Annotated in this window: 18 protein-coding genes; 5 read left to right on the plus strand and 13 right to left on the minus strand. The window is 55.7% G+C overall.

Going from position 1 to position 21,966, the window contains the following annotated elements; translation table 11 throughout:
- Position 1 precedes the first annotated feature (1 nt).
- The 5 genes from EYY67_RS12000 to EYY67_RS12020 are packed head-to-tail and all read right to left on the minus strand — an operon-like array spanning position 2 to position 5,649.
- Positions 2–868 (minus strand): ABC transporter ATP-binding protein, encoded by an 867-nt coding sequence (locus tag EYY67_RS12000; protein WP_095925840.1) that lies wholly within the window; start codon positions 866–868, stop codon positions 2–4.
- Positions 840–1,745: an ABC transporter permease gene (locus EYY67_RS12005; protein ID WP_131693573.1), complete on the minus strand. Its 906-nt coding sequence runs from the start codon at positions 1,743–1,745 to the stop codon at positions 840–842. Before EYY67_RS12005 ends, EYY67_RS12000 begins: the two co-directional genes overlap by 29 nt.
- The gene (locus EYY67_RS12010; RefSeq protein WP_095925839.1) at positions 1,742–2,758 is read right to left on the minus strand and encodes an ABC transporter permease; all 1,017 of its coding nucleotides are present in this window, start codon (positions 2,756–2,758) and stop codon (positions 1,742–1,744) included. The genes EYY67_RS12005 and EYY67_RS12010 overlap by 4 nt, the downstream gene beginning before the upstream one ends.
- A 41-nt stretch (positions 2,759–2,799) precedes the next feature.
- Complete coding sequence (locus tag EYY67_RS12015; protein WP_131693574.1) at positions 2,800–4,443, minus strand: ABC transporter substrate-binding protein; 1,644 nt, start codon at positions 4,441–4,443, stop codon at positions 2,800–2,802.
- A 51-nt stretch (positions 4,444–4,494) separates the two neighbouring features.
- Positions 4,495–5,649, minus strand: coding sequence for a mandelate racemase family protein (locus EYY67_RS12020; RefSeq protein ID WP_095925837.1), 1,155 nt, complete (start codon positions 5,647–5,649; stop codon positions 4,495–4,497).
- A gap of 388 nt (positions 5,650–6,037) precedes the next feature.
- Here EYY67_RS12020 and exoX point away from each other — a divergent pair, with 388 nt between their 5' ends.
- Positions 6,038–6,700 carry an exodeoxyribonuclease X gene (gene exoX, locus EYY67_RS12025; RefSeq protein ID WP_095925467.1) on the plus strand — a complete coding sequence of 221 codons (663 nt, stop codon included), beginning with the start codon at positions 6,038–6,040 and terminating at the stop codon, positions 6,698–6,700.
- A 4-nt stretch (positions 6,701–6,704) separates the two neighbouring features.
- On the opposite strand, the gene EYY67_RS12030 is transcribed toward exoX, so the two are convergent.
- Complete coding sequence (locus tag EYY67_RS12030) at positions 6,705–7,610, minus strand: LysR family transcriptional regulator (protein ID WP_131693575.1); 906 nt, start codon at positions 7,608–7,610, stop codon at positions 6,705–6,707.
- Positions 7,611–7,744: 134 nt separating this feature from the next.
- Between EYY67_RS12030 and EYY67_RS12035 the strand changes: the two genes are divergently transcribed.
- Positions 7,745–9,163 carry a DHA2 family efflux MFS transporter permease subunit gene (locus EYY67_RS12035; protein ID WP_131693576.1) on the plus strand — a complete coding sequence of 473 codons (1,419 nt, stop codon included), beginning with the start codon at positions 7,745–7,747 and terminating at the stop codon, positions 9,161–9,163.
- Positions 9,164–9,194: 31 nt separating this feature from the next.
- Positions 9,195–9,434, plus strand: a complete 240-nt coding sequence (locus tag EYY67_RS12040; RefSeq protein WP_014341765.1) for a DUF1272 domain-containing protein — start codon at positions 9,195–9,197, stop codon at positions 9,432–9,434.
- Positions 9,435–9,448: 14 nt separating this feature from the next.
- Here EYY67_RS12040 and EYY67_RS12045 read toward each other — a convergent pair whose 3' ends face one another.
- On the minus strand, positions 9,449–9,823 hold the full coding sequence (locus EYY67_RS12045; protein WP_119824804.1) for a nuclear transport factor 2 family protein: 375 nt from the start codon (positions 9,821–9,823) through the stop codon (positions 9,449–9,451).
- 138 nt (positions 9,824–9,961) lie between these two features.
- Here EYY67_RS12045 and EYY67_RS12050 point away from each other — a divergent pair, with 138 nt between their 5' ends.
- On the plus strand, positions 9,962–10,606 hold the full coding sequence (locus tag EYY67_RS12050; protein ID WP_131693577.1) for a hypothetical protein: 645 nt from the start codon (positions 9,962–9,964) through the stop codon (positions 10,604–10,606).
- Positions 10,607–10,681: 75 nt separating this feature from the next.
- Here EYY67_RS12050 and EYY67_RS12055 read toward each other — a convergent pair whose 3' ends face one another.
- From EYY67_RS12055 to rhaS (EYY67_RS12080), 6 genes are all read right to left on the minus strand, one after another.
- Complete coding sequence (locus EYY67_RS12055; protein WP_131693578.1) at positions 10,682–13,081, minus strand: glucose/quinate/shikimate family membrane-bound PQQ-dependent dehydrogenase; 2,400 nt, start codon at positions 13,079–13,081, stop codon at positions 10,682–10,684.
- Between the two features lie 182 nt (positions 13,082–13,263).
- On the minus strand, positions 13,264–15,417 hold the full coding sequence (gene pqqU / locus EYY67_RS12060) for a TonB-dependent receptor PqqU (RefSeq protein ID WP_131693579.1): 2,154 nt from the start codon (positions 15,415–15,417) through the stop codon (positions 13,264–13,266).
- An 845-nt stretch (positions 15,418–16,262) separates the two neighbouring features.
- Positions 16,263–17,339, minus strand: coding sequence for a coiled-coil domain-containing protein (locus tag EYY67_RS12065; RefSeq protein ID WP_095925450.1), 1,077 nt, complete (start codon positions 17,337–17,339; stop codon positions 16,263–16,265).
- A gap of 141 nt (positions 17,340–17,480) precedes the next feature.
- A complete protein-coding gene (locus EYY67_RS12070) occupies positions 17,481–18,062 on the minus strand; it encodes an LUD domain-containing protein (RefSeq protein WP_131693580.1) in 582 nt (193 codons plus the stop codon).
- Positions 18,063–18,117: 55 nt separating this feature from the next.
- A complete protein-coding gene (gene aldA / locus EYY67_RS12075) occupies positions 18,118–19,557 on the minus strand; it encodes an aldehyde dehydrogenase (RefSeq protein WP_095925448.1) in 1,440 nt (479 codons plus the stop codon).
- A gap of 195 nt (positions 19,558–19,752) precedes the next feature.
- Positions 19,753–20,571: an HTH-type transcriptional activator RhaS gene (gene rhaS, locus EYY67_RS12080; RefSeq protein WP_131693581.1), complete on the minus strand. Its 819-nt coding sequence runs from the start codon at positions 20,569–20,571 to the stop codon at positions 19,753–19,755.
- Positions 20,572–20,972: 401 nt separating this feature from the next.
- Between rhaS (EYY67_RS12080) and rhaS (EYY67_RS12085) the strand changes: the two genes are divergently transcribed.
- The gene (gene rhaS / locus EYY67_RS12085) at positions 20,973–21,965 is read left to right on the plus strand and encodes a rhamnose ABC transporter substrate-binding protein (protein ID WP_095925446.1); all 993 of its coding nucleotides are present in this window, start codon (positions 20,973–20,975) and stop codon (positions 21,963–21,965) included.
- Position 21,966 lies beyond the last annotated feature (1 nt).

Here is a 21,966-nt window from a genome sequence, read left to right on the forward strand (position 1 = left end):
CTTAATCGGTCAGCCAGCTGGCCTGACGCTGCATCACCGGCAGCGGATAACGGCGGTTATCCATGTCCGGCAGCGCATTGAGCAGGCCGCGCGTGTACGGATGCTGCGCGTTATCCAGATCGGTGGCAGCGATAGATTCGACGATGCGTCCGGCGTACATCACCAGCACGCGGTCGCAGAAACTGCGCACCAGATTGATGTCGTGACTGATAAAAATCAGCCCCAGACCGCGGGTTTTCACCAGATCGTCGAGCAGCGCCAGCACCTGTAAACGTACCGACACATCGAGCGCCGAGGTCGGCTCATCGGCGATCACCATTTCCGGGTCGGTGATCAGCATCATCGCAATCATGATGCGCTGCCCCTGTCCGCCGGAAATCTCGTGCGGATACAGGCCGTACACCCGTTCCGGGTCGCGGATACGCACCACATCGAGCATGTTCAGCACTTTGCTTTTGGCCTCGTGATAGGAGCATTTGTGGTGCGACCGCCACGCCTCGGCGATCTGATCCCCGACGCACAGCACCGGATTCAGCGAATATTTCGGGTCCTGCATAATCATGGAAATCCGCTTGCCACGCACCTGACGCATCTGTTTCGGGCTGGCGTGCAACAAATCGACGTCGGCGAACTGCATTTTGCTGGCGGTGATGCGCGCTTTCGACGGATGCAGATGCAGCAACGCGCGGCCCACGGTGGATTTCCCCGAGCCTGATTCACCGACAATCGCCAGTTTTTCACGCCCGAGCTGGAAGGACACGCCGCGTACGGCCTGCGTGACCTGACGGCCATTCACAAAGCTGACGTGCAAATCCTGCACATCGAGTAACGCCGGAGCGTCAGTCATTACGGGGATCGAGGATGTCACGCAGGCCATCTCCTAAAAAGTTGAACGCCAGGCTGTTAATCAGGATCGCCAGACCGGGAATGGTTGCCACCCACCAGCACTCCATCATGTAAGTACGACCACTGGAAATCATCGCGCCCCACTCCGGATCCGGCGGCTGTGCGCCGAGGCCGAGGAAGCCCAGACCGGCAGCGGTCAGAATGATACCGGCCATGTTCATGGTGATTCGGATGATCACCGACGGCAGGCACAGCGGCACAATGTGACGCCACAAAACCCGCAGCGGACTCGCGCCCTGTAACCGCACCGCCGAGATAAAATCAGCCTGTCGCAGCGAGAGCGTTTCGGCACGCGCCAGACGCGCAATCGGCGGCCAGGCAGTGAGCGTAATGGCGATCACCACATGTTCCAGACCCGGCCCGAGCGCGGCGACAAACGCCAGCGCCAGTACCAGACTCGGGAAGGAGATGAAGATGTCGGTAACGCGCATCAGCACCATGTCCGTTTTGCCGCCGAAATACCCGGCTGTCACGCCGAGCAACAAGCCGAGCGGCCCGACGGTCACCGACACCAGCAGCACTATATACAAGGTGATGCGCGAGCCGTACACCAGACGGCTGAAGATATCGCGGCCAAACTCGTCCGTGCCGAACCAGTGCGTGGCCGACGGCGGACTGAGCGCGTTGTTTAAATCCTGCACCAGCGGGTGGAACGGCGCGATCCACGGCGCAAATATCGCCACAATCATCAGCACCAGAACAATCGCGCCACCAATGGCCGTCAGCGGATTACACACCATCTGCCACAGAAAATGACCGACACGGCCAACCGCCCTTTTCACGCGCTGACGTTTTTCGTCGCCCGCGCTGAGCGTGAGGGAATCGAGGGAAATCGTCATACTTTTGTCCTCGGATCAAAGACCTGATACAGCAGGTCAGAGAGCAAATTCAGCACCACGAAAATCATGCCGACCACCAGCACACAGCCCATCACCGCATTCATGTCGCCCAGCATCAGGCTGCTGGTGAGATACGAACCGAAGCCCGGCCAGGAAAACACGGTTTCGATCAGCACCGCGCCTTCCAGCAACGAGCCATACGCCAGCGCCACCACAGTCAGCAACTGGACCAGAATGTTGCGGAACGCGTGATTCCACAGCACATGCCATTCGCTCAGCCCTTTGACGCGGGCAGTGATGATAAATTCCTGCGAAAGCTGCGCCAGCATAAAGCTGCGGGTCATACGGCTGATGTAGGCCAGCGAGTGAAAACCGAGCAGTGACGCAGGCAGGATCAGGTGATTGAGCGCGTTGCGGAACACTTCCCCGTTTCCGGCGATCAGCGCGTCAATCAGCATAAATCCGCTGTGGCGCGTGACCTGCCCGTCGAGACTGAAATCCACCCGACCGGCACCGCCGACCCAGCCGAGCCAGGCGTAAAACACCAGTAAACCCATCATGCCGACCCAGAATATCGGGGTGGAATACCCGGCCAGACTGATGATGCGCACCACGTAATCGGCGATGCTGTTGCGCTTTGCCGCCGCCAGCACGCCGAGCGGAATACCGACGCCCGCGCCGAGAATGATCGCCAGCGTCGCCAGTTCCATGGTGGCCGGGAAGACGCGCAAAATGTCCTGCGTCACCGGTTTACCGGTCAGCAGCGCATTGCCCAAATCGCCGTGCGCCAGCCCGTAAAGGTAGATGCCGAACTGCGTCCACAGCGGTTTATCAAAGCCAAGCTGGTGGTAAACCTGCTCATAGGTGCTGTGGTCGGCGTCCGGCCCGACAATCGCCAGCACCGGATCGACCGGCATCACACGCCCGATGAAAAACGTCAGCAGCAACAGGCCAAACAGGGTGATCGCCACCTGTACCAGCCTTTTGCCGATGCGCCCGGCCGGGAAGGACATCCGCGCCGTTTGCTTTGTTGCAGGAGCCGGGATTTGCATGGTCATAACCCTTTACCTCCGGTTGGCTGCACGTCGACAGGTTCGTCTTTCCAGACATCGCGCAGGAAGGTGGTCGCGGAAGGATGCGGCAGGTAATTTTTGACATCCCTGCGCACCACGATGGAATCCACCATTTGAGATACCGGCACCAGCGCCGGGATCAGCGCGTCGTAGCGTTGCTGAATGGCGAAGTAATCCTGTTTCTGTTTTTCCGGATCGCGTTCAAGCAGCGCCTGATCAATCTGCGCATTCAGCTGCTTGTCGTAAAAACCGGTGCGCCAGCCCTGAAAATTGGTCAGCCGCGCCGCATCGTTGTTGTCCGGGTTATAAACCAGCGCGCGCAGGCTGGAATGCGGATGCGGTTCCACGCCGCTGCCGCCACGCCCGACCAGCATCGCAAACTTACGTTCACGCATCGCACCGTAAATCTGGTTGCCGGTACCGGTGACGATTTTGGCGCGAATGCCTGCCTGCATCAGCGTCGACTGCACGGCAATGGCGATATTGAGGAACGGCTGATCGGCCAGCACCCGCAGCGTGGTATCAAAACCGTCGGGATAACCGGCTTCCGCCAGCAGGGTTTTAGCACGCGGAATATCCAGCGTATAACCCGGATCCGGCAGCGTGGCAGGCATACCGACCTGAATCGGCCGCTGATGCACAATGCCATAGCCGTTCATCAGCGCCTTGCCGATACCCTGATAATCAATCAGATAGCGCACCGCTTCGCGCACTTTCGGGTTGGCGAAATGCGGCTCTTTCATGCTCATCGCCACGTAATAAATGGTGCCTTTTTTCACCTGATCGACCTGCATGGCCGGGTCGTGACTCAGCGCCTTAACGTCGGACACCGCCATGTTGTTGGCAATATCCAGATCGCCTTTTTCAATCATCAGGCGCAATGTCTGGGATTCCTGAAAATGACGGAATACCACGCGGGAAAGTTTCGGCTCGCCGCGCCAGTACTGCGGATTACGGCTCATGTTCAGCACGTCTTTTGCCTGCCAGTTATCGAGGCGGAACGGGCCGGAACCGGCTTCGTTAGTGGTCAGCCAGCGGTTGCCCCAGTCGCCGTTCACTTCATGCGCCTGCACGGTTTTGCTGTCCAGCGCCACCACGCTGCCGAGCGCGGCCAGCGAGTAGATCACCAGTTTCGGGTCATTCGGTTTTGGCAGCTGTATTTCGACGATACCGGGAGACGGCGAACGCACCATCTCGTCGACATTCTTTTTGCTGAAACCGTAGGATTTCCACACCGACGCCTGCGCCAGATTGAGGTGCAGGATCCGGCGCATCGACCACACCACATCGTCGGCGGTGACCGGATTACCGGAGTGGAATTTCACGCCGTCGCGCAGATGAAAGGTGATGAGGTTGCGGTCGGCATTGACCTCCCACGAGGTCGCCAGCGCCGGGCGCACGTTGGTCAGTTGTTGCGGATCCAGTTCAATCAGCGGGTCGTAAAGATTGACCACGATGCCGACAATGTCATTGCCGGTCATCGCTGCCGGATCGAGCGTTAACAGGTTATTCATGTTCATGCCGATGATCAGCTGGTCGGGCGGCGTTTTCGCCTGCGCCGTCCAGCCACCGGTCATCAGCAGGAGCGCGAAAAGCCACGCGCCCCATGTTTTGCCAGAGTTCATGATGTACCTTCCGGGTAGAGTCAGAGGTTTATTATTTTTTCTGCCCGCAGGTCAGTCGCGGCTGACGGTATGGGTTTCTATGTAATCAAAATTGATGTCCTCGCCCAGGCCAGGGCGGTCAGAGAGATGCACAAAGCCCTGTTCATCCATCGGATCAACAATGCTGTTCAGATACGCTGCCGGTTCGTCGTACTCGAGGAACGGATGCAGCAGACCGCGTTCGTACCAGCGGCAGTTGCGGATGGCACCGACCACCGCCAGACTGGCCGCGCCGTTGCCGTGCACTTCGCAGTCCATGCCGAAGGCTTCCGCCAGACTGGCGACTTTCATGCACGGCGAGATGCCGCCGACGCCATTGGCTCCGGCACGTAAAATGTCGCAGGCACCGGCTTTCACCCAGTCCGCACGGCTGTGATGTTTACCGCCGAGACTTTCCGGCCCGATCACGTCGATAGACAGGTTTTCCGCCAGCCATGCGTACGACGCCATGCTCTCTTCTTCCATCGGTTCTTCGAACCACGCGAAGTTGAGTTTTTCCAGCGCCTTACCAATCGTCAGCGCCTGACTGCGGCTGTACCAGTGATAGCCGTCGAGCATCAGGTCGATATCCGGGCCGACCGCTTCACGTACGGCGGCGCAGGCTTTGATATCCATTTTCGGATCCGGCGCGAACGCCACCGGCGGCATCCAGGTGTGCAGCTTGATGGCCTGATAACCGCGTGCCACCAGCTTCTCGGCGAACTGGCCGAACTCGTCCGGCGTCGACAGTCCGCCTTTCAGCTCATCGCCGCACATGGTGCTGCCGTACGCCGGGACTTTTTCACGGAATCCGCCCAGCAGTTTGTGCACCGGCATGTTCAGTTTGCGGCCAATCAGATCCCACAGCGCCTGCTCGACAAACGACAGCGCCCGTTCGGTCAGCTGATGCGCGCTGCCACGCTGCCAGTGCACCAAATCCTGCCACAGACGCTCGCGGTCGAACGGATTCTGGCCGATCAGCACTTTTCTGAAAAAGGCGTTCACAACATGCGGACGCACCACTTCCGGCGGCGCAAAGGAATAGCCGCAATCGCCTTCATCGGTAGTGATGGTTAACATCGCCATTTTCGCCTGACTTTCTTCACCCGGATGAGAATGACCCGCGCTGTCAGAAACACGACGGGTCGGATAAGTAAAAACAGAAACTTCAACAGAACTTATTTTCACAGCGATACCTGCCATTACTGAGAGAGTTGACGCTCTTCAGAGCGCACCGCAATTGCGTGTTCATTCAGCCATGTGAGCGCGCTCACATTTCTTTAAAACCGCAATCCAACAATAATAAAATACCGTTTCATTATTGAACTTAGCCAGTTTACGGACGCATTTCCACGGCTAAAAGCCGAAAATTTTGGGGTTTGTTTGGGCATCTGCACGGGTGAATGTGAGCATTTTCACGAAAGCGGGAAGAAATGTGATCTGTACAGGAAATAGACGGAACGACTGTGAGGACATATTTGTGCGTGCACTTTGTGATGAGAAAAGTGGGCATGAGGAAATCAATCCGTTAGGCTAGCGTTTTTAGAAAGAGTCCGGTGAGCCTCTGGAGTGGAATATGTTGCGTGTAATTGATACGGAAACCTGCGGACTGCAAGGCGGCGTGGTGGAAGTGGCCTCTGTCGATATTGAAAACGGTAAAATCGTCAATCCGATGAGCGATCTGGTGCGCCCTGACCGCCCGATCAGCCATCAGGCGATGGCAATCCACAAAATCACCGAGGCGATGGTGGCCGACAAACCGTGGATTGAAGAGATCATCCCCCGCTACCACGGCAGTCAATATTATGTGGCGCATAACGCCAGTTTTGACCAGCGTATGCTGCCTGAGATGCCGGGCGACTGGATTTGCACCGTGAAACTTTCCCGCCGTTTATGGCCGGGGATCAAATACAGCAACATGGCGCTCTATAAATCCCTCAAATTGCAGGTTGCCACGCCAGCCGATCTGCATCATCACCGCGCACTGTTTGACTGCTACATCACTGCCGCGCTGCTGATCCGCATCATGGAGGAATCCGGCTGGACGCCGGAAGAAATGGTGACGATCACCGGGCGACCTGCGTTAGTCAGCACCATGATGTTCGGCAAATATCGCGGCAGGAAAATTGCCGAAATAGCCGAAGACGACCCGATGTATCTGCGCTGGATGCTCAACAACATCAAGGAATTAACGCCTGATTTGCGCATGACGCTGAAGCATTATCTGGAAGCCGAGTAAACCGTTAACCCGGCCCTTTTTCCCGGCACACACTCAGCACCAGTTGCCGCAGCCAGCGGTGCGCGGGGTCAACTTCTGAACGCGGATGCCACATCTGGGAAATGGTGATTTCGCGGGTTTTTACCGGCAGTTCAAAGGCATAAAGCCGGTCTGGCTCAGCAATCAGGAATGAGGCGGGGATCAGCGCCACCAGATCGGAGTTTTGCGCAATCGCCAGGGCGGCGGAAAAACCCGGCACGACGGCGGCAATTTTCCTTTTCAGCCCGACTTCGGCCAGCGCGTCATCCACCGGCCCGTAGGTTTTGTTGCGGCGCGACACCACCACATGCCCGAAAGACACATAATCGTTCGCGGTAAGCTCTTTCTCCGCCGCCAGCGGATGGCCTTTTCTGACCACGCCCATAAACCTGTCGCGGAACAACGTCTGTAAGCGGATTTCCGGCCCCATATCGCCTAAAACACCGATCTCAAGATCGACCCGCCCTTCCCGCAGCGCATTTGAGGTTTTTTCCGGTTTTGGCATAAACCGCAGACACACAGAAGGGGCTACCTGCGCGGCGGCGGCAATCATCGCTGCGCCGAAAGCCACCACAAAACCGTCGTTGGATCGGATCAGAAAAGTACGTTCAAGTGTGGCCAGATTAAAATCTGCCGATGAAGGCCGTAACAGGGCGCGCGCCTCAAAGGCGGCGTTCTGCGCACGCTGGCGGATCTCTTCGGCGTAAGGCGTCAGCACCATATTTCGCCCGGCGCGCACCAGCAGCGGGTCGCCGGTGGTGGCACGCAGGCGGCTCAATGTGCGGCTCATGGCCGACGCGCTTAAACCCAGACGACGGGCAGCACCAGCGACACTGCCTTCCGCCAGCAGCACATCAAGCGCAATAAGTAAGTTCAGATCAGGTTCAGTCATCCCGCCATAGTAGCGCAGCCGTAAAAATGAGAGAAGGCGTTTGGCGCAGGTATTAAGTGCAGATAGTGCGTCTTCCGCACTATATTTCCTGCCGGTATAGTTACCTGACTCAATATCAATAAGGCGAATGCGTTATGGAACTTTTTTCCGACCAACCAGGCGATGAAGGATTACCCGGCCACGAACGGGGACTGGCCATGGCAGCCGTGATGATCATGGCGACGATGGCGGTGTTCGACGGCTCGATGGTCAACATCGCCCTGCCGCAAATCGCGCAGGCGATGGCGATTCCGGCGGGCGCGGCGGTGTGGGTGTCGAACGGTTATCTGCTTTCCGCATCCATGACGCTGGCGATATTTGCCGCGCTGGCCAGCCACATCGGCTTTCGCCGGCTGTTTGCTGCCGGGCTGACGGTCTTTACCCTGTCCTCGCTGGGCTGCGTGCTGTCAACATCCCTCGATATGCTGATTATCATGCGGGTGCTTCAGGGTATCGGGGCGGCCGCCACGCTGAGTATCGGTCCGGCGATTCTGCGTTCCGTGTTCCCCAACCGGCTGCTCGGACGAGTGCTGGGGCTGAATGCCCTGATGATCGCCACCAGCACCGCCGTCGCGCCGGTTCTGGGCGGGACCATACTTTCCGCGATGAGCTGGCAATGGCTGTTCGCCATTAATATTCCGCTCGGTATGATTGCCGTCGTTATTACCCTGCGCGTGGTGCCCTCCAATCCGGCCAGCACGCCGCAACCATTTGATACCGCGGGGGCGATTTTATCGGCGGTGGCGCTGGGCGCACTGATTATGGCCGCGGAATCCTTCGCACGTCCGGGAACGGGTGAACTGGCGATAGCCTTAACGTATGGCGTGACCGCAATCATTGCAGGCGTGGCCTTTGTCTGGCGTCAGCGCCGTGCGCCAAAACCGCTGCTGCCGCTTGGCATGTTTGCGTCCACCCGCTTCACGCTGGCGGCGTTTACCTCGCTGGCCACTTTCGTCAGTCAGGGCATTACATTCGTCGCGCTGCCGTTTCTGTTTCAGAGCGTTTACGGCTACAGCGCCTTTGTTTCCGCATTGCTTTTCACGCCGTGGCCGCTGGGGATTATTCTCGCCGCGCCACACGCAGGACGCCTCGCTGACCGCTATCCGGCAGCGATCATTTCGACCGTGGGATTGTGCGTGTTCGCGCTGGGTTTATTGCTGCTGGCACAACTGCCACAACACCCGCAGATGTGGGATATTTGTCTGCGAAGCTTTGTCTGCGGCCTCGGTTTCGGCTGTTTCCAGAGTCCGAACAACCGCGAAATGCTCTCCAACGCTTCACGGGAAAACAGCGGCTATGCCTCCGGCGTGCTGGCGATCATGCGCACCTTCGGACAGTGTCTGGGAACGGCGTGCGTCGGCATTATCCTGACACTTTATTCTGCCAGCACGGTGTTACACGAAGCGCAGGCGGTGAAGGTCAGTTTGTGGGTCGCGGTGATTGCCACGGTGCTGGCGATGCTGATCAGCCTGAGCCGCTTGCGAAACCCTGCCACTCACCTGCAGAATGGCTGAAACATAAACGTGCTGAGGAAGGATAAATTCTATGCTGGAACTGAGACCCAACTGTGAGTGCTGCAATACCGATCTGCCGCCTGCCGCCGATGCGAGGATTTGTTCGTTTGAATGCACCTTCTGCGTTCCTTGTGCCGAAAACACGCTGAAGGGAATATGCCCCAACTGCGGCGGAGAACTTGTCGCCCGTCCGCGCAGACCGGCGAATAAGCTGGCAAATAATCCGGCCTCAACTGCGCGGGTCTTTAAGCCAGAGGGTTGTGCTTCTTAGTTCCGCGCAAGGTGTCACGCCAGCGTTTCAGCCGCTGGCGTGCCCTGATGAAAAATCATCTGCCAGCCGGTTCCTACGACTTTCATCCAGCAAGAGGAGCGCAGCGTATAACGCCGCTTTTCATCTCCCGCGCGCGTAAAGGTTTTATACGTCAGGATCGCGCAACCTTCATTAAGCCTCTGCAGCTGAAAATCTTCCGCTTTGAGGCTTAATTCTTGTGTTTCAGCAGTCAGCGCCGTCACCGTCTGTTGCCAGTCAACCATTCGCCCCGAACGCGTGATTTCACGGAAGGCCGGATGCAGAACCCTTTCCAGCCACTTTTCATCTGTGCGTCTGCCACCATGAAGGCTACATTCCAGCGCCTTTATCTCTTCCAGAACCTCATTCATCGTGTTACTCCTCCTCTCAGGGGATGTAAAAACCCGTCTATTTCCAGATACTGGACTAAAGTTATGCTTTCCCTTTCGCTCCCTGAGCCTGCCGGGAATTTAGGAAGTCGCTATCATCATTATAAATAAGGGATTTTAATGCCTCGCTATTTTTCTCTGGTTTCTTCATCTGCGCTCATTGGTTCGGTTTTTCTGCTCACCGGATGCCCGCCGCCGCCTGATCTCACCCAGTGGCAACGCCCCAAAACCAACATCGATGAAACGCGTGTTGCGATGGGACAATGCGGCGTCCCGCTTCCGGGGCCTGAACCTTCTTTTACTGAGAATGAAACGGTGCTGTATTTCCAGTGCATGGAGGGGAAAGGATTTACCTATAAGGGTGATTTCCATATTTGTGATTACCACAAAAACACCCCTGCCTGCATCGGGAAACAGCAGGGACATCCGCTGAGCCAGCGGCAGCTCGAAGCGCTACCTTTTGTAGCCGATGAGGGTTTTCACCCGATCAAACCGGATTCAGGCCGGGTTGAATCGCAGCTCATCAGCTGGCGTAAAGCAGGCGCCTCACTGCATTTTTCGCACGCTGTTGAGAACGATAAGCTCGCGTTACAGGTGATGTATGAGTGCGGATATCCGAAACCCTTAGGCTCGGTTCCTTTTATTCCGACTGTCCTGAAAGCGGCGAAAGTTCAGCAATGTATGCTGGATAAAGGCTTCGAACCGAAACATAAACTCATGCTGGTTTGCCGAAACTATCCGCAAGTGACTGGTTGCAAGAAATAGCAGCCACTGCTGAAAAAATTCCACAAAAAAGGCCGCTTTCGCGGCCTTTCACATTTCAGAGCTTATGACGGCTGATTATTTCGCGTCAGCGTCTGGCAGTGCGTAAGCGATGATGTAATCGCCCAGTTTGGTGCCGAACGAACCGTGACCGCCTGCTGCGATAACAACGTACTGTTTACCGTTCACAGAGTACGTCATCGGAGTCGCCTGGCCGCCTGCTGGCAGACGTGCTTCCCACAGTTTGTCACCGTTGCTCATATCGAACGCGCGCAGGTAGTTATCTGCGGTCGCGGCGATGAAGAACACGTTACCGGCGGTAGAAATCGGTGCGCCCAGCATTGGCATACCCATTTTGAACGGCAGCGGCAATGGTGAGCTGTCGCGCACGGTACCGATACGTTTTTTCCACACGATATCGTTGGTTTTCAGGTCAACGCCGGAGATGTAACCCCATGAAGGCTGTTTACAAGGGAAGCCCAGCGGAGACAGGAACGGGTTCAGCGTCACGCCAAATGGCACGCCGTACTGTGGCTGAATGCCAGTCTCAGTACCGGAACCACCTTTATCGTTCTCATCTGGCTCCATAGGGTTGCCAGGACCACGTGGGATCAGTTTAGACACGAACGGCAGTGCGATCGGGTTCGCGATAGCCACCTGACGGTCGGTATCCACAGAAATACCGCCCCACTCGAACATACCGAGGTTACCCGGGAACACCAGCGTGCCCTGCTCGGATGGCGGTGTGAAGGTGCCTTCATAACGCAGTTTGTGGAAGATCACACGACACATCAGCTGGTCATAGATCGTTGCGCCCCACATGTCTTTACCGGTCAGTTTGGCTTCCGGACGGAAAGTCAGTTCGGAGAACGGCTGAGTCGGAGAAACGTGGTCGCCTTTCGCTGCGCCTTGCGGAACAGGTTTTTCAGGTGCGTCAACAATCAGCTTACCGTCACGGCGATCCAGCACGAAGATGTTACCGGTTTTGGTCGGTACATAAATCGCAGGAACTTTGTTGCCGCTCTTGTCAGTGATATCAGCCAGCGTTGGCTGCGCCGGAACGTCCATATCCCACAGGTCGTGATGAACGGTCTGATAGAACCAGGCCAGTTTACCGGTGGTCGCATTCAGCGCCAGCAGGCCGCTCGCATAACGTTCCATTTCCGGAGTACGGTTGCCGCCCCAGATATCTGGTGTCGCTACGCCGATTGGCAGGTAGACCAGATCCAGCTTGTCATCATAAGCCGCAGGCGCCCATGAGTTCGGGGAGTTTGGCGTGAAGTGCTGACCATCTTCAGGGATTTTGTTCGGTTCAGCCGCACCCGGATCGAAGGCCCACAGCAGTTTACCGGTTTCCACATCAAAGCCACGGATCACGCCGGAAGGCTCGCGGTTTGAGTAGTTATCGGTCACCGCACCGGCCACGATAATCACAGATTTGGTGATGATTGGCGGTGAGGTTGGCTCGTAGTGGCCTGGCGTTGCGTAAGGCATGTTGCCCTGCAGGTTCAGCTCACCGTTGTTACCGAATGCCGGGCAACGTGCGCCGGTTTCAGCGTCGAGTGCGAACAGACGGCCATCGTTGACAGGCAGGATGATACGACGTGCACAGACAGCAGGGGCCGCGCCGTTAGCCGCATCACCTTGTGCCACAGGCGTTGTCTCATGATAAGACACACCGCGACAGGTCACGTGCTGGAAGGTCGGGTTAGAATTGAGCTGCGGATCGAATTTCCACTTCTCTTTACCGGTCGCGGCATCCAGAGCAAACAGTTTCTGGTGCGGCGTACACAGGTACAGCATATCGCCGATTTTGATTGGCGTGACTTCGTCGGTGATTTCGCCCGGATCGTTCGGGGTCTTCAGGTCACCGGTACGGAAAGTCCATGCCACGTCGAGTTTGCTGACGTTTTTATCGTTGATCTGGTTCAGTGGCGAGTAACGGGTTCCGCCCTGAGTACGGCCATAGGCAGGCCAGTCACTGGCGGGAACGCCGGAATCTGTCGCAGCCGGTGCCGCATCAGCAGCTTTGATAGTGCCGTTAATTTCCTGCGGATCGTTGAAAACGGAGTACGCCAGCACAATCACGGTGAACAGCAGGGAAACGGCCAGTGCGCCACGCGCGAACGCGTTTTTCGCCAGCATCTGGTTGTAAACAACCGGCAGCAGGATCCACAGGCCCAGGAAGAAGGTGACGTCAAGACGCGGCGTCAGTGCCCAGAAATCAGTGCCCACTTCCCATACGGACCAGATAGTGGTGCCGAGCAGGAAGACTGCGTACAACAGCAGTGCAGACGAGCGACGGCGGTACAACAGCCACGCGGTAACCAGCGAGATAACACCGGCAATAATGTAATAAAGAGAACCACCTAATTTTGCCAGCCAGATACCGCCGACAAGAAGATAAATCCCGCTTAACGCGGCGAACAAAGCGGTAATTATGACGACGATGCGTGATAACGAGGCTTTCGTTTCCATAGTTGATGACCTTACTGATTTTTTATAATCGTCGATTCAGGGTGACCCGAATCTTCAAGAACATCCGGTTCTCACCGGGTGTCATTCCTTGCATGTGCCGCCCTGCTTTACTCAGTGCAGGCACCGGGCAACACCGCGTGGTTCATTGTTCTTACTGACTAAAAACGCTTACTTTATGGGATCTATTCGAAACTATAAGAAAGCGTAGCGCCGCCACCGTAGTTTCTGCCAGGTGCCGGTTCGAAATAGCGACCGTTACCTTCATTGACGATGACAGAACCTACGTAATTTCTGTCGAACAGATTGTCGACGCGGGTAAACAGGTCGAGCGTCACTTTGTTCCAGTTGAAGCGATAACCCGCATTCACGCTGGCGACGGTATAAGCCGGTGCCTGTTCACTGTTTTCGTCATTCACTTCGATGTCACTCATGTAGCGCACATCAGCGCCAGCATGCCAGCCATCAACCGGTGCCCACTCAAGGGAAGCGTAGCCCATATTGCGGGCGATACCCGGCAGACGGTTGCCCGCTGGCGTGCAATCCCCCGCGCCACAGGTCTCATTACGGAAGGTGGCATCGAGCAACGTCCAGGCCATTTTCACGCGCCAGTTCTCTTCAATCTGCTGATCTAACGACAGTTCCAGACCGCGACGGCGGGTCTTGCCGGCGTTGGTATAACTCGAACGTCCGCCGACACTTTCTGCAACAATCAATTCGTCGTCGGTATCGGTCTGGAAGACCGCCGCAGTGACCAGACCATTGCCGACGCGCCATTTGCTGCCCAGTTCCACGGTATTGCTGGTGGACGGTTCCAGACCGAGATTCAGGCCGGACTGGCCATCAGTACGGTAAGAAAGTTCATTGATGGTCGGCGTTTCAAATCCACGACCGGCAGAAATGTAGGTATTGAGCGCTGGCGTCACCGCGTAGTTCAGGGAGGCCATCGGCAGCAGTTTGTGATAACGGCGCGAACCGCTGTCATCCGGGTTGCTGCCGGTGATGTAGTAATCCTGCGAATCGAAACTGACCGTGCTGTAACGCGCACCGACATCCAGCGTCCAGCGCGGTGTCAGGTTCCACGTCGTTTGCAGATAGGGATCGAGGTTCCACATCACGTTCTTTTCGTTACGGCGTTCGTCGCCTTTTACGCCCAGATCGCCTTCGCTGTTAAAGTTTTCGTAACCGAAGCGGCGCTCGGTCATGGTTTCGTAGTCCAGCCCGCCGGTCAGCGTGACCGGGACAGAACCGAGATCGCCCTGATGCGTCCAGCGGGTATCCACGCCGGAATATTTACGTTCAAGAACGATAACGCCGCCTGCGTTCAGCGGATTTTTCTGCGACGCGGCCGGAATGGTCTGGTACTGCGTCGTGTGGCGTTCGCCGTGATAAGTCATCAGGCTGAACTCGTCGTTCTCGCCCATCTGACGCTGATAGCGCAGGCCGACTTGTGTCTGATCGAGACTCTTACGGGCGTTGTACTGATCGGCGCGTTTCGCCTGCGTCGGGTTATCGTGCCATTCAGATTCTGTCAGGCCGCTCGGATCGTTGGCATCAACGGAGACGCTGTTAAACATCAGCGTCAGGGTGCTGTCGTCGTCAATGCGCACACCGAGCTTGCCGTTACCGAGGTTTTTCTGGGTGCCGCTGTGATCGCGGTAGCCGTCAGTGGTGAAACGGGAACCGGAAATCAGGTAATTCACATCACCGGCATGGGTGCCGTCACCGGTCGCGCCGCTGGCTTTCACGCTGTTACGGAATGAACCGTAACTGCCAAAATAGGTGCCCGCTTCCAGTTTTGCAGGCTGAGAACCGGTCTGGGTATCCACGTTCACCACGCCGCCGGACGCATTGCCGTACAGCGCCGAGAACGGCCCGCGCAGCACTTCGACGCGCTCCACCGAGTTGAGATCGATATTGGAGGTCTGCCCCTGCCCGTCCGGCATGGTGGCCGGAATACCATCAACGTAAATACGCACGCCGCGCACGCCATACATAGAACGGCTGCCGAATCCGCGCACGGAAAGCTGCAAGTCCTGCGCATAGTTCTGGCGGTTCTGAACCTGCAAACCGGGGACGCTGCCCAGGCTTTCGGAAAGATTGACCTGCGCTTTGCTGTTTCTGAAATCTTCACCATCAATCACGCTGACGGCCGCCGGGGTATCGAGTTCAGACAACTCACCGGTGCTGGCCCGTTTGATGACCATCATCGTCGACGCATCGGATGCGTCATCCGTCTCACCTTTCGGCGTCGCGGTGGCTGACTGTGCGTAACTGACTGAAACAGGGTTCAGAAATGACAAAAACGTGATGATAAAAGCAGAGGTTTTGGCGTTCACTTTATGAGTTCTTTTGTTTTTACGTTAAAAGGTTGAGTCAAAAAAGACGACGCATCTCTCAATTTTAGACATTAGAAGTAGACATAAATCGACCAATCTGATTGAGAGCCGTGAGGTGGCTCACTATAGTTTTTTTCTTCCTGTTAGTACATACGCAACTTTACAAATATAACTTTTTAACAAAATATCGCACTTCGTGTGCATCGGAAGCCGCGTTCAATTTTAATTTCCGCGCAAAACCCGTGGATTTATTCCTCATGCGACGTTTTTATTCACCAATAAAATAAAAACAGCCTTTCATTCGAAATTTGACCCGCCTGCGGGCAAGGCTTTATCATCAGCACAATGGAAACGATTACATAATATTTAACGTACTGATAAAAAAAGCATTAACAAAAACCACATCAGGCAAGAATTGCGTATTTACCAGGGCGGACTTTCGGATTTTCCATTCCCCTTTCAACTTTCGAAACTCCGACGAAAGCCCCGGTTGCAGAATAAATATAGACCACAATTTTAAGACAGTGGAATATTCGACGCTGTTTTTTCATCCGATCAGTTCCGTGTATTGCCCCTGCCCGGTCTTTACAAAAGATATAAAACCGAAAATAACCTGACTGTACAAAATATCCACAATAGCGGGCGGGAAAGCGTTTTCACAGCGCCGGCAGACAAGAGGCATCATGACGTTTTGTCATCGTCATGTGATTCCCCTGTCAGATCGCCGCGCCCAAGTGACACACAAACAGGGGGGAATTCGAAGCACAGGGGCGGGATGTGGCAATGCGGATCGAGCAGGCGGCTGCGGTAGCCGTGAAGTAAAGGCAGGGAATGACAGCCGCCCGCTACGCCTTGCGGCTCCAGGCGATGGTGTGGGATAGCGCGTAAACGACGGTGCCCAGCAATGCGGCAGGTGTAAGGCTGTCAAACCAATGTCCCGTTTGGGCATCGGTATACATCACCAGCGCAACGACGGCGAGGCCCATCATGGCGCTGGGAATGTGGATCCAGCGGGAGAAGCGTTCTTTTTGCGCCTTGTAGGCGGCGAATTCCTTGCTGGTACGCTCGAGTGCGTTGCTCAGGCGTTCACAGTCGTCCTCGTTATCACGGGAGCGTTCCGCCAGACGGCTGTTTTCCTCTTCCAGTGCGGCGATCTGTTTTTTCAGTTTCGCCGTTTCACTCTTCACCGACTGCCCTTCGTACTCTTCCAGTTTCAGGCTCGCCCGCAACTGAGTGACTTTACGGTTTGCCTCTGCAGTCAGTTCTTTCTGCTGACCGAGCAGAGCGTAATTCCCGTCGGCACGTCGGTTGGCGGCGTGGCGTTTGTCTTCTTCCTCACTTAACCGGCGGTCATATTCGGTTTCCAGCTCACTGACGCGCTGTTGCAGAGTATCGCGTGCTGCAGCCATGGCGGCCATCTGGCTGCCGGTATAGGCGATCAGGCGGTTCGCGGCGTCCAGTTCGGCTGAGCTGGAATTTCCGGTAGCCCGCTGGCGGGAGCGCAGCAGCGCCAGTTCGTCGGCATGCTGCTTTTTCTGTATTTCTGACTGACGTTGCAGGTCGCTGATCCGCGTGTTCAGGCGGAACAGTTCGTCTTTCATCCGCTCCGTGTCTTCATTGGGACCCGTACCGGTTTTACTGCGCGCAACGGCCAGTTCATGCGTCAGGCTGCGCACCTGTTTTTGCAGGGAAGCGAGTTTTTCGAGGGTGACGGCGGTGTCTTTATACACCGTTTTGACTTTGGCCTTTTCTGTATCAGGACGGCTGAAACTGACGCCGTTCAGCGCGCTTTCCACTTCGCGGGCGATAGCCGTTTTATCCATTGCCTTCATGCGGTTACATGCGCTGGCCAGAAAGCTCGCCGCTTCGTGGCCGTTACCGGTGCCAAAAGCTTGTTTGATAAGGCTCTGTATCACGCTCATGGGTGTCGCGCTCACTCACAGAAAATAGTCAGGATATGCCTGATATGCATCGATTTACTGATTGTATCAGATAGGATTTATTTTATTTACAGGAGTTATTTTAGACGAAGTGAGTACAGCAGGATCCATGGGTTTTCGGACTTAAATCGCGATCACCCGCAGGCTTTTCACGCCTTTGGCGCCCAGCATCAGCGCACTTTCGCTGTCGGCCATCGCCGCCGGGCCGGTGATCATAATGGTGTAGCGGGCATTGAAAGGTTGCGGCTGCCGGTGGGCCAGATGCAGATGTTCGATAATATGTTTAACGTCGAGAAGTACCACCAGATTTTTTGCCATCGCGCTGAGCGTGTTGACGCATAAATGATGATCGCTGAGAAACACCGCGCCGGTTTCTGCCACGCCAAAGCAGGCGCGTACCACCCCCACATCCACCTCTTTCAGCGATGCCGCATCGCTACGCGCATTGAAATCCACATCAGCAATGATTTCCGGCGTGGCGGAACAGAACCGGGCATCGGCCGGATACAACCCGCGCAGATAGGCGTTCAGGGTGGTGTAACCGTTTCGGGGTGTCCGCAAAAACGTCTCATCCCAGAGGCCGCCCATCAGGGTCAGCGCACGGCCAAAATCCGCCACAGGATGGGGTTCTTCACTCTGTGGCGGGAACAGCGTTTGCATGAATTTATGCTGACGAATACCGGTCAGGAAATCGTGACGGCTCATGATATGTCCTTTCTGGCCGGAGTCAGGTTGCCCTGCTCCGGCCAGTCACTGCGGATTAATGGAATTGCAGGTAGGCAACATGCGTTTGCAGGTATTCCTGCAAGCCGTGTTTGCCGTCTGCGCCGCCGACGCCTGATTTACGCCAGCCTGCATGGAAGCCCTGCATCGCCTCGAAGTTTTCGCGGTTGATGTAGGTTTCGCCGAATTTCAGCTGTTTCAGGGCTTTCATCGCCGTGTTGATGTTGCTGGTGTAAATCGACGACGTCAGGCCATATTCGCTGTCGTTCGCCATCGCGATGGCTTCATCCAGCGTTTTGAAGGTGGCGACCGGCAACACCGGGCCAAACACTTCTTCGTGCATGATCGGCATATCCTGTTTCACATCCACCAGCACGGTCGGCTGATAGAAGAAACCTTTGTCGCCGTGACGTTTCCCGCCCAGCAGCACTTTCGCACCCTGTGACACGGCTTTCGCCACTTTCTCTTCCACGCGCTGTAACGCTGCGCCGCTGATCAGCGGGCCCATATCCAGTTCTTTTTGCTCGGCAGTATTGCCGAAGGTGACTTTTTTCATCGCCTCGCTGATGCGGGAAATGAATTCGTCGTAGACGCCTTCCTGCACGTACACACGTTCGGCACAGTTACACACCTGTCCGGTGTTGATCACACGGGAGCTGACGATGGCTTTCACCGCCAGATCCAGATCCGCGTCATTCATCACGATGGCCGGGGCTTTGCCGCCCAGTTCCAGCGAGACTTTGGTGACGTTCTGCGCCGCGGCGGTCATGGTGGCGATACCGGCGGCCACGCTGCCGGTCAGGCTGACCATACCGACTTTCGGGTTGGCTGCCAGTTCCTGGCCGACGGTCGGGCCGTAGCCGGTGACAATGTTGAGCACGCCTTTTGGCAGACCGATTTTGTGAATGATTTCTGCGAAGATCACCGCATTGTTCGGTGTGATTTCACTCGGTTTGATGACGATGGTGTTACCGGTGATCAGCGCCGGTGCGGCTTTGCGGGCAATCAGGAAGAACGGGAAGTTCCACGGCAAAATACCGGTAGTCACGCCGATGGCTTTGCGGAACACAAAGATATTTTCGTTCGGACGGTCGCTCTGAATGATTTCGCCTTCGTAACGGCGCGCCCATTCCGCCATGTAATCGAGATAATCGGCGGTGAACAGCACTTCGGTTTGCGCCAGACCGTAGGTTTTACCGCCTTCCGCAATAATGGTTTCGGTCAGTTCGGCTTCGCGCTCACGGATGCCTGCGGCGATTTTGTGCAGCCATACGCCGCGTTCAACCGCTGGCAACGCTTCCCAGCCGGGTTGCGCCGCTTCGGCGGCATCAATGGCTTTTTTAGCGTCTTCTGCTGAGCCTTCAGGGATTTGTGAAATCACCTGTTCTGTGGCCGGATTCACAACGTCAATCCACTTTCCGCCGGTGTTTTCAACGAATTCGCCGTTGATGTACATACGTTTCTGAACTGTGCTCATGTCTAGGATCTCCCAGGTACGGATAGAGGTGATGAACGAGTTGTTAATAAAAAAGTTCTTTTTTGTGAAGTTTTAACAGCCTGTTCTATCCGTCTGGTTTTTACCTTTCCGTGATTGCCATTTAATTTTGAGAAATGGCAAAAATGTCATGTTCGGACTGTCCGACATAACAATTTTGCAAAATACGGGGAGGGGCTACTGGCGAACGCTTCTTGGCGCATAGCCAAATTCACGTTTGAACAAGGTGGAGAAGTAATTGCTGTCGCAGAAGCCGCAATTGTGGGCGATTTCTGTGATCGGGCTGTCGCTGAAACGCAGCATATTACGGGCATTCAGGAGACGCAGACGGTTAAGGTAATTCAGTGGCGTACAGCCGGTTTGCTGTTTCATCTGCCGGTGCAAGGTACGCAGCGACATGGAAAACTGCGCCGCCAGTTGCGGCCAGTCGATTTCCTCATCGTAATGTTCGTTCATCCAGTCCAGCACATTATTCAGATCGCCGCCCTGCCCACGATAACCGACATCACGGCTGCCTTTACGCAGCAACAATAACAGCTGCATGAAATACAACTCCTGCTGCGCCTGTGATTCCGGCAACCGGGTGGCAGGTTTTCGCGCCAGCAGGTCAATCAGCGTTTTGGCCTGCACAATCTGGTTCGGGCTGATGCGCCAGTGCGCCGGATAAATGCCATCGGTTTCCTGCGGCAGCAGATCACTGACGCCGTTCAGAAAGCGAAAGGCATTCGGGCTGCGGTACAGCACATTGGTCAGATGCAGGTTTTCCGTGTCTTCATAAAGATGATGGTCGCAGTGGCGGACAAAACACACGCTGCCCGCACTGAGGATCAGCGGCTGGTCGTTAAACACATGGGTGCCCGTTCCCCGTTCGACCAGCACGATTTCATTGAAATCCTGATGATGGTGTTCAGGAAAGGTTTCCTGCGGATAACGGGGTTCAATGGTGACCGGGAAATCTCCTGAGGGAAAATACTCACTACTGCGTAACACGGTCATTTCCGACTCCTTATTAACATTATCGTAATATCTTAGTCGGCACCGGGGCAGCCATCGGGCTGAAACTGTGATCAGCCATCCGCTTTTGAACAAAACATTTATATCCTTACGCAATCCGGCGCAATCCGGCGTACCGCTTAGCTTTACGCCTGTTTTCAGTACGGCTTTCAGAAACCGGTAATCTGTGTTTTTCGGAACGTTTGGCATGACCGAAACAAGATTGTTATCAATTTGTGAGGTTGTTCGCTTAAACCTTTGCTTCTTTGCCATAGTTCGCCCTCAACTGGCACTCGCGGAAAGGTCAGTCTGTCAGCAACCTCCTAGAGTCGTGATCATGCGCCTGGCGCGTCGGCAACTTTTTGGTCGTTAAACTTTATGCGGACTTATGCGGAGTACACACAATGAAATTAAAACACGTACTGAGCCTTACCCTGATCGCGAGCAGTATCCTTATGGCAGGCGCGGCATCGGCAGAAGTGAAAATTGCGCTGGTGGCAAAATCGCTGGGCAACGGTTTTTTTGAAGCGGCCAACGTCGGCGCACAACAGGCCGCCAAAGAACTGGGCGATGTGAAAGTGATTTATACCGGCCCGACCACCACCACCGCAGAAGCCCAAATCGAAGTGCTGAACGGCCTGATTGCGCAGGGCGTCGATGCCATTGCGGTCTCCGCCAATGACCCGGATGCGCTGGTACCGGTGCTGAAAAAAGCCATGCAGCGCGGCATCAAAGTGGTGTCGTGGGATTCCGGGGTCGCCAAAGACGGCCGCCAGATCCACCTTAATCCGTCTAACAACGCGCTGATTGGTGAAACCAACGTCAAACTGGCCGCCGACGCGCTGAAAGCCCTGAATGTGGAGAAAGGCGATGTGGCCATTCTCAGCGCCACGCCGACCTCCACCAACCAGAATCTGTGGATTGCCGAGATGAAGAAGGTGCTGCCGAAGTATCCTTCCGTCAATCTGGTGACCGTCGCCTATGGCGATGATCTGTCAGATAAAAGCTACCGTGAAACCATTGGCCTGCTGAAATCCTATCCTGATCTGAAAGTGATTATTTCCCCTTCTTCCGTCGGTATCGTGGCGGCCGCTCAGGCGGTGAAAGATCAGGGCAAAATCGGCAAAGTGTACGTGACCGGTCTGGGTCTGCCGTCTGAAATGGCGGGTGCGGTGAAATCCGGCGCGACCAAAAGCTTCGCCATCTGGAACCCGATAGATCTGGGCTACGCCGCAACGTATCTGGCCGATGATCTGGTCAAAGGCACCGCCACCAAAACCGAAGCCAGCATGGGGCGTTTAGGCAAGGTGAAACTGGATGCTGACGGCAGCGGCGCCATGGCTGAACCCTTTGTTTATGACGCCAGCAACATCGACAAATTCTCCAAAATCTTCTGAT

This window comes from Rahnella victoriana (assembly GCF_004330295.1).
GTDB classification, from domain to species: Bacteria; Pseudomonadota; Gammaproteobacteria; order Enterobacterales; family Enterobacteriaceae; genus Rahnella; species Rahnella victoriana.